We start from the raw sequence: 7,314 nt of genomic DNA, 5'->3' as shown, positions 1-7,314 counted from the left end.
TGATCCGGAAATGCCGGAACAGGGCCGTACCGGTGGGTCCTCTGCYGGGTGGTGCTCCGGCGAAGAGCCCCAGGAGGGCGCCCACCCAGCGCCAGGGGGTGGCGGCGAAGACCTGGCCCGAGGGCCGGAACCCGTCCCCGGTGTCCGCGTACAGGCGGCAGCGCGCCCCTTCGCCGACTTCGACGCGCAGCCGGACCGGGCCGGACGGGGCCGGGCGCGGCGGCGCGGCGTCGCGCTCCGGGCCGCTCGCCGCCGATTCGGCGAACCGGTGTACGAGGGTCGCCGTACCGTCGGCGCCGCGCTCCAGGCCGATCCAGGTGTAGGCATCACCGACGACGGCGAGCCCGGCCCGCGCACCCGGCCCGGTGGCGTCCAGCCGGAGGTCGACGTCGACCGTGCGGCATGCCAGCGGAAGGCGCTGGGTGAGCAGCTGCGGCAGGAGACGCAGGTCGTGGACGTCGGGGGAGCGCACACAGGCGAGCCGGAGCCCGTCCTGGCTGTGGCTTACCGCCCAGCCAGGCCGGGGGTTGGCGGCCCACTGCCACTGAAGGCCGAAGCGGCCCCCGGGGAACATGTCGTCGGTGGCGGGCGCGGACGGCGGCTGCGGCGGCAGGCCGGGGCCGGTGTGGGCCAGGACGGGGTTGCCATCGGCGCCGAGCACCGGCCAGCCGTCCTCGTCCCAGCGCATCGGCTGGAGATGGACGACCCGCCCGTACGCACCGCGTTGCTGGAAGTGCAGGAACCAGTCCTCGCCGGACGCGGTGCGGACCCAGCCGCCCTGGTGGGGCCCGTTCACCGGGGTATCTCCCTGTTCGAGGACAACGCGCTCCTCGTACGGACCCAGGAAGGAGCGCGAGCGGAAGACGCCCTGCCAGCCGTGCTCCACGCCCCCGGCGGGTACGAAGATCCAGAACCAGCTGTCGTGCCGGTACACCTTCGGGCCTTCGATGGTGAACCAGCCGGGAATCCGGTCACCGTCGACGAGCACCTGGCCGTCGTCGAGCAGCTCGGCCCCGTCGGGGCTCATCCGGTGGCCGGTGAGGCGGTTCTTGACGCCGGAGCGGGACTTGGCCCAGGCGTGCACGAGGAAGGCCTCGCCGGTGTCCTCGTCCCACAGCGGGCACGGATCGATGAGCCCCTTACCCGCCTTGATCAGGTGCGGAAGGCTCCAAGGGCCTCTGATACCTGGGGCGTTGACGTGGTAGATGCCGTGGTCCGGGTCGCCCCAGAAGATCCAGAACATTCCGTCGTGGTGACGGATCGACGGCGCCCACACCCCGCAGTCGTGGCGGGGCACGGTGAACGCCTCCTCCGGTACGAGCCGGTCGAGGGCGTGCCCGATCAGCCTCCAGTCGACCAGGTCGCGCGAGTGCAGCAGGGGCAGGCCCGGTGCGCGGCCGAAGCTGGAGGCGGTCAGATAGAAGTCGTCGCCGACACGGACGACATCGGGGTCCGACCAGTCGGCGCCGAGGACCGGGTTGCGATAGGTCGTCTCGGGGGAAGTCATCCGTGCACCGCCCCGGTGACCAGGGACCGGGCCTCATCCGGACGCAGCCGCCCGTCCGCGACGACGGTGACCACCCGGCGTACCAGCGACGCACCGGGTGCGAGGGCGAGCCGCCGGGACGCGGCGAGGGACGAGCCGACGCCCGGGTACTCGGCCGCACGGACGAACCAGGGGTCGCGCAGGGTCTCGGCGGTGCCTCCCGCGAAGACCAGTGTCCAGTCCTCGCCCGCGAGCGCCAGCCACTCGGCGCACCGGCCGTGCGCGGCGGCCTCGCCGGTGGAGGTGGACGTGAACACCTCCGGGGCCGACCGCGCCTTGGGGGCGCGCCAGAAGAAACCTCCGTAGGCGGCGCCGGGGCGGCCGTTGGTCGCCGGGCTGCCGAAAGTGACGGCGGCCGGGGAGGGGTTGATGAGGCGGAACGTGAGGTCCAGCGCCCACGCGTCGGGGGAGAGGGCGGCCACCGAGACCGTGCGGCGCTCGCGCAGCAGATCGCGCTCGCCCGCCCGCCACACCAGCTCCTCGACGAAGCCCTCGGGGCCGCACGTCACGAAGCCCTCGTGGCGCTGGATGCCGTGGTTGTCGAGCTCGGTGGGTCCTTGGCCGCGGACGAAGGTACGCCCGCCCCAGAAGTTGTGCCCCTCCACGTCCGGCACGGCGACCGAGACACCGACGTGGTGCCGGTGGTCGGCGGGCCGGTACTCGGTGACGGGCGTACCCGCGAGGGTGGTGACCGGGTGGAGGAAGGGGCGCGGTGACATGCGCGGGTCGCTCGTCGGGGAGAAGCCGTAGCGTGCGACGGGGCGTCCGGAAACGCTCAGGACCGGCCAGGGAGAGGAAGGCGCCTCGGCAGAAGTGCGGGAACTCATGACGCGTTCACCCCGCTCCCGGCGCCCGCCCGGCCGGCCGCGTCCGCCGCCGAGGTGGTCGCCCAGGGCGCGCCGAGCGCGCTGTAGCCCTTGAGCGTGCCGGCGGAGGCGGCGACCAGATCGTCGATGCCGTGCACGACACGGCGTACGGCCCCCGCCTCGTCCGTCGCGCTGCTCCACGCCCCGGGCGGCATCGGCGCCGGATCGGGCGCCGTGCGTACCGTTTCGACCACCTTCATGAAGGCGGCCGTCGACTCCGGCGGGACCAGGAGCCCGGCGCGGTCCTCCAGGTGGTCGAGGAGGTTGTCGAGGAGGTCGGTGCGGCCGTGGAACGACTCCACGGGGCCGTGCCCGGCGCGTTGCACCAGGACGCGGTCCTGCTTGTACCAGAAGGTGATGCGGCCCCGGCTGCCGTGCGCGACGACGTACGGCTCGCCGGGACGCTCGGCGCACAGGGTCGCGGCGACCGTGACCCGGCGCCCCGATGTGGTGGTGATGTCCACGTACGAGGTGTCGTCGGCCTCGATGTCATGGGCGTGGAACAACTCCGTGCGGATGGCGGCGATGTCCTCGGCCCGGGTCGAGCCGTCCAGGGCGAGCGCGGTTGCGACGGCGTGTGCCAGGGGGTTGGTCAGGACGCCGTCGACGACGTCGGTGCCGTTCAGGCGCCGGTGCCCGGCCCAGGGCGCCCGGCGGAAGTACGCCTCGTCGCGCGCCCACGCCCCCGCCGCGCCGATGCCCAGGAGGTCGCCGATCGCGCCGTCCGCGATCAGGTCGCGTATCGCGCCGATGGCGTGGGAGCCGAGCGACTGGAAGCCGATCTGCGCGGCGGTGTGCGCCGTGGCGACGGCGTCGGTGATCCGCTGGAACTGTGCGTACGAGGGGGCGGGCGGTTTCTCCAGGAGCAGGTGTGCGCCGTGCCGGGCGGCGGTGAGTGCCAGGTCGGTGTGGGTCTGGATCGGGGTGCTGACGAGGGCGATGCGGGCACCGGTGGAGGCCAGCAGGGCCCCGAGGTCGCCGGACTGCTCGGGGGCTGTGAAGCCGTCGAGTTCCGCTGGGGTCAGGGGGATGAGTTCGCAGATTCCGGCGAGACGGACCCGGCCGAGGCGGGCGAGTCGGCCGATGTTCTCCAGATGCCGGCGTCCGTGGCCGCGCGCACCGGCGAGGACGACGGGGACGGGTTCACGGCGGGGGCTCATCCCTTCACCGCCCCTGCGCTGAACCCGGTGACCAGCCACTTCTGGATGAAGGCGAAGACCAGGACGACCGGGAGGGCCGAGATGACACCGCCCGCGGCGAGGGCCCCGAGGTCGACGCTGTCGGCGCCCATCAAGGTGGCGAGGCCGACCGGGATCGTCTGCTTGTCCTGGTTGCTGAGGAACATCAGCGCGAAGAGGAAGTGGTTCCAGCTGTGGACGAACGCGAAGGAGCCGACGGCTATCAGACCCGGGCGCAGCAGCGGCAGGACCACCGCGCAGAAGGCACGGAAGCGTCCGCAGCCGTCGACCCAGGCGGCTTCCTCCAGCGAGTACGGCACGTTCTTGATGAACCCGCTGATCAGGATCATGGAAAGGGGGAGCTGGAAGACGGCCTCGGCAATGATGACACTGCCCAGCGAGTTGATCATCCGTAGATCGGCGAAGATCTGGAACAGCGGCACCAGCATCAGCGCGCCCGGAATGAACTGCGAGCACAGCAGCATCAGCATGAATCCGCGCTTGACCGTGAAGTCGAAGCGGGCGAGGGCGTAGCCGCCGGCGAGCGCGACGACCGTCGTCAGCAGCATCGACACGAGGCCGACGATCAGACTGTTCTTGAAGAAGAGCGCGAAGCTGCGCTCGTTCCACACCTTGTCGAAGTGGTCCAGTGTGAGCGGCCACGGCGTGAGCGAGGTGGAGCCGGTGGGGCGGAACGCGAAGAGCAGCATCCAGTAGAAGGGAACGAGGGTGAACAGGAGGTAGAGGCCCAGCGGAAGGTAGATCTGCCAGCGGGGCACCTCGTCCCACGCGCGCCGCTTCGACGGCCCGGCGTCCTGGCGCCGGACGGGCATACGGGCCGGGACCGTGGCGGTGGTCCGCGTCCCGGCCTCTTCGGTGATCACTTCTCCTGCCCTCCGAACTTGCTGAGCCGCAGATAGACCATCGAGAAGAACAGGAGAATGACGAAGGCGATGGAGGTCAGGGCGGACGCGTAGCCGAAGTCGTGTGAGTCGACGGCGATCGAGGCGATACGCAGCGGCAGGGTGGTGGTCTCGCCCGCCGGGCCGCCGCCGGTGAGCGTGTAGAGGAGGTCCACGTTGTTGAACTCCCACACCGCCCGCAGCAGCGTGGAGAGGATGATGGCGTCCTTGAGGTGCGGCAGGGTGATGTGGAGGAACTGGCGCAGCCGGCCGGCGCCGTCCACCTCGGCGGCCTCGTACAGGTCCTTCGACACGGACTGGAGGTCGGCGAGGATGAGGATGGCGAAGAACGGCACCCCGCGCCAGAGTTCGGCGGTGACGACGGCCGGGAAGACGGTGTCCGTGTCGGAGAGCCACGATGTGCCGTACGTGCCGACGCCCGCGTCCGCGAGGTAACGGGTGATGCCCGTCTGGGAGTTGTAGATGAGCATCCAGATGGACGAGGTGAGCACCCCCGAGACCGCCCACGGGGAGAAGACGAGGGCGCGGGAGAGCGCGCGGCCCACGAACGTCTGGTTGACGATCAGCGCGAGTCCCAGCCCCAGCAGCAGTTGCAGCACCACCTGGACGACCACCCACTGGAGGCTGAACCCGAGCGTGTGCCAGAACTCGGGGTCGTCGGTGAACGCCTTGGTGAAGTTGTCGAATCCCGCGAAACCGTTGCGCCAGGGCTTGGAGGGGTTGAAGTTCCGCAGGCTGTAGTAGAAGACGCTGAGCACGGGGTAAGCGATGAAGCCCAGCATCAGCAGCGCGGCCGGCGCGATGAGCAGATAGGGCAGGGTGCGCGGGGTGGCTCCGGTGCGGCGCGGCGTGCCGGAGCGCTTCGGTGGTGGCTCGGCCACGGCGGTGGCGGCTTGGGCCATGACGGGTCTCCGTTCGGGGCGTGTGCGGGAAAGCGCTTGCCGCACGATGTTCGAAATGCCGAACAAGTAGGAGGGGTGCGCGGACTGGAGTAAGGGGTGGTGCTCGGGTCAGCCGGCGTACGGATCCGGCACCGAGCCGGGCCGGGCGAGGAAGGCGAAGTCACAGCCGGTGTCCGCCTGGGTGATCTGCTCGGTGTACAGCGCCCCGTATCCCCGCTCGAACCGGGCGGGCGGCGGCGTCCACGCGGCGCGTCGGCGGCCCAGCTCCTCGTCCGGCACATCGAGGTGGAGGCTGCGGGCCGCGACATCGAGGGTGATGAGGTCGCCGGTGCGGACGAGGGCGAGCGGACCGCCCACGTACGACTCGGGCGCGATGTGCAGGACGCACGCCCCGTACGAGGTGCCGCTCATCCGGGCGTCCGAGATCCGCACCATGTCCCGCACTCCCTGCCTGAGCAGATGGTCGGGGATCGGCAGCATCCCGTACTCGGGCATACCGGGGCCGCCCTTGGGTCCGGCGCCGCGCAGGACCAGGACACTGTCGGCCGTGATGCCGAGCGACGGGTCGTTGATGGTGCGCTGGAGCTCGCGGTAGTCGTCGAAGACGACCGCCGGGCCGGTGTGTTTGAGCAGGCGCTGCTCGCAGGCGATGTGTTTGATGACGGCGCCGTCCGGACACAGGTTGCCGCGCAGCACCGCGAGCCCGCCCTCGGCCGCGACCGGGTCGGTGCGGGGCCGGATGACGTCGTCGTGGTGGACCTCGGCGGTGGCGAGCTGTTCGCGCAGGGTGTCATACGCGACGGTCGGCCGGTCCAGATGCAGCAGGTCGGTGATCCTGGAGAGCAGCGCGGGCAGACCGCCCGCGAAGTGAAAGTCCTCCATGAGGTAGGTGTCGCCGCCCGGCCGTACGTTGGCGAGCACCGGAACGGTCCGCGCGATGCGGTCGAAGTCGTCGAGGGTCAGCTCGACACCCGCCCGCCGGGCCATCGCGATCAGGTGGATGACGGCGTTGGTGGAGCCGCCCAGCGCGAGGACCGTGGTCACGGCGTCCAGGAAGGCGTCTTCACCGACGATCGTCGACAACCGACGGTCCTCGTGGACCAGTTGGACGATCCGCAGCCCCGAGGCGGCTGCCATACGGTCGTGCTCGGAGGCGACGGCGGGAATGGAGGAGGCGCCGGGAACCGTCACCCCCAGGGCCTCGGCCGCCGCGGTGAGCGTGGAGGCGGTGCCCATCGTCATGCAGTGGCCGGGGGAGCGGGCCAGACCGTTCTCCAGGCCCGCCAGCTCACAGTCGCCGATCAGCCCGGCCCGCTTGTCGTCCCAGTACTTCCACATGTCCGTACCGGAGCCGAGGACTTCGCCGCGCCAGTGCCCGGGCAGCATCGGCCCGGCCGGCACGAACACCGCGGGCAGGTCGACGGAGATCGCCCCCATCAGCAGCGCGGGCGTCGACTTGTCGCAGCCGCCCATCAGCACCGCCCCGTCCACCGGATACGAGCGCAGCAGCTCCTCGGTCTCCATGGCGAGGAGGTTGCGGTACAGCATCGGGGTGGGCTTCTGGAACGTCTCGGAGAGGGTGGAGACGGGAAACTCCAGCGGGAAGCCCCCGGCCTGCCACACCCCGCGCTTCACGGCCTGCGCGCGCTCGCGCAGATGGACGTGGCAGGGGTTGATGTCGGACCACGTGTTGAGGATCGCGATGACCGGCTTGCCCAGGTGCTCCTCGGGCAGATAGCCGAGCTGACGGGTGCGGGCACGGTGGCTGAAGGAGCGCAGACCGTCGGTGCCGTACCACTGGTGGCTGCGCAGCTCCTGCGGTGCGCGGCGGCGCGGCTGCCCAGGAGAGGGGGACGACACGGCGGGTGTCATACGACCCACCCCGCGACCGCGCCCCAC

The 7,314-nt window shown here is 71.1% G+C and carries 6 protein-coding genes; all 6 read right to left on the bottom strand.

The genetic code is table 11. The annotated features are described in order from the left end of the window. A partial coding sequence (locus ACJA3G_RS25305; protein WP_406555350.1) for a family 43 glycosylhydrolase occupies positions 1-1,507 on the bottom strand: 1,507 nt, incomplete at its 3' end. Continuing rightward, positions 1,504-2,373, bottom strand: coding sequence for a PmoA family protein (locus ACJA3G_RS25300; protein WP_406555349.1), 870 nt, complete (start codon positions 2,371-2,373; stop codon positions 1,504-1,506). The genes ACJA3G_RS25300 and ACJA3G_RS25305, both read right to left, overlap by 4 nt. Then, positions 2,370-3,572, bottom strand: coding sequence for a Gfo/Idh/MocA family protein (locus tag ACJA3G_RS25295; protein ID WP_406555348.1), 1,203 nt, complete (start codon positions 3,570-3,572; stop codon positions 2,370-2,372). Before ACJA3G_RS25295 ends, ACJA3G_RS25300 begins: the two co-directional genes overlap by 4 nt. After that, on the bottom strand, positions 3,569-4,474 hold the full coding sequence (locus ACJA3G_RS25290) for a carbohydrate ABC transporter permease (protein WP_406555347.1): 906 nt from the start codon (positions 4,472-4,474) through the stop codon (positions 3,569-3,571). Before ACJA3G_RS25290 ends, ACJA3G_RS25295 begins: the two co-directional genes overlap by 4 nt. Further along, on the bottom strand, positions 4,471-5,415 hold the full coding sequence (locus tag ACJA3G_RS25285; RefSeq protein ID WP_406555346.1) for a carbohydrate ABC transporter permease: 945 nt from the start codon (positions 5,413-5,415) through the stop codon (positions 4,471-4,473). The genes ACJA3G_RS25290 and ACJA3G_RS25285 overlap by 4 nt, the downstream gene beginning before the upstream one ends. Positions 5,416-5,523: 108 nt before the next feature. After that, positions 5,524-7,287, bottom strand: coding sequence for an L-arabinonate dehydratase (gene araD, locus ACJA3G_RS25280; protein WP_406555345.1), 1,764 nt, complete (start codon positions 7,285-7,287; stop codon positions 5,524-5,526). Positions 7,288-7,314 lie beyond the last annotated feature (27 nt).

The organism is Streptomyces sp. YS-3 (assembly GCF_045257485.1).
Classification (GTDB): Bacteria; Actinomycetota; Actinomycetes; order Streptomycetales; family Streptomycetaceae; genus Streptomyces.
The sequence above is the reverse complement of the archived record's forward strand: the minus strand, read 5'-3'. Positions and strand labels throughout refer to the sequence as shown.

Excerpts from the sequence above, each read along its gene's own strand:
- ACJA3G_RS25285 (WP_406555346.1), bottom strand. The coding sequence starts at position 5,415 with ATGGCCCAAGCCGCCACCGCCGTGGCCGAGCCACCACCGAAGCGCTCC.
- ACJA3G_RS25295 (WP_406555348.1), bottom strand. The coding sequence starts at position 3,572 with ATGAGCCCCCGCCGTGAACCCGTCCCCGTCGTCCTCGCCGGTGCGCGC.
- ACJA3G_RS25300 (WP_406555349.1), bottom strand. The coding sequence starts at position 2,373 with ATGAGTTCCCGCACTTCTGCCGAGGCGCCTTCCTCTCCCTGGCCGGTC.
- araD (WP_406555345.1), bottom strand. The coding sequence starts at position 7,287 with ATGACACCCGCCGTGTCGTCCCCCTCTCCTGGGCAGCCGCGCCGCCGC.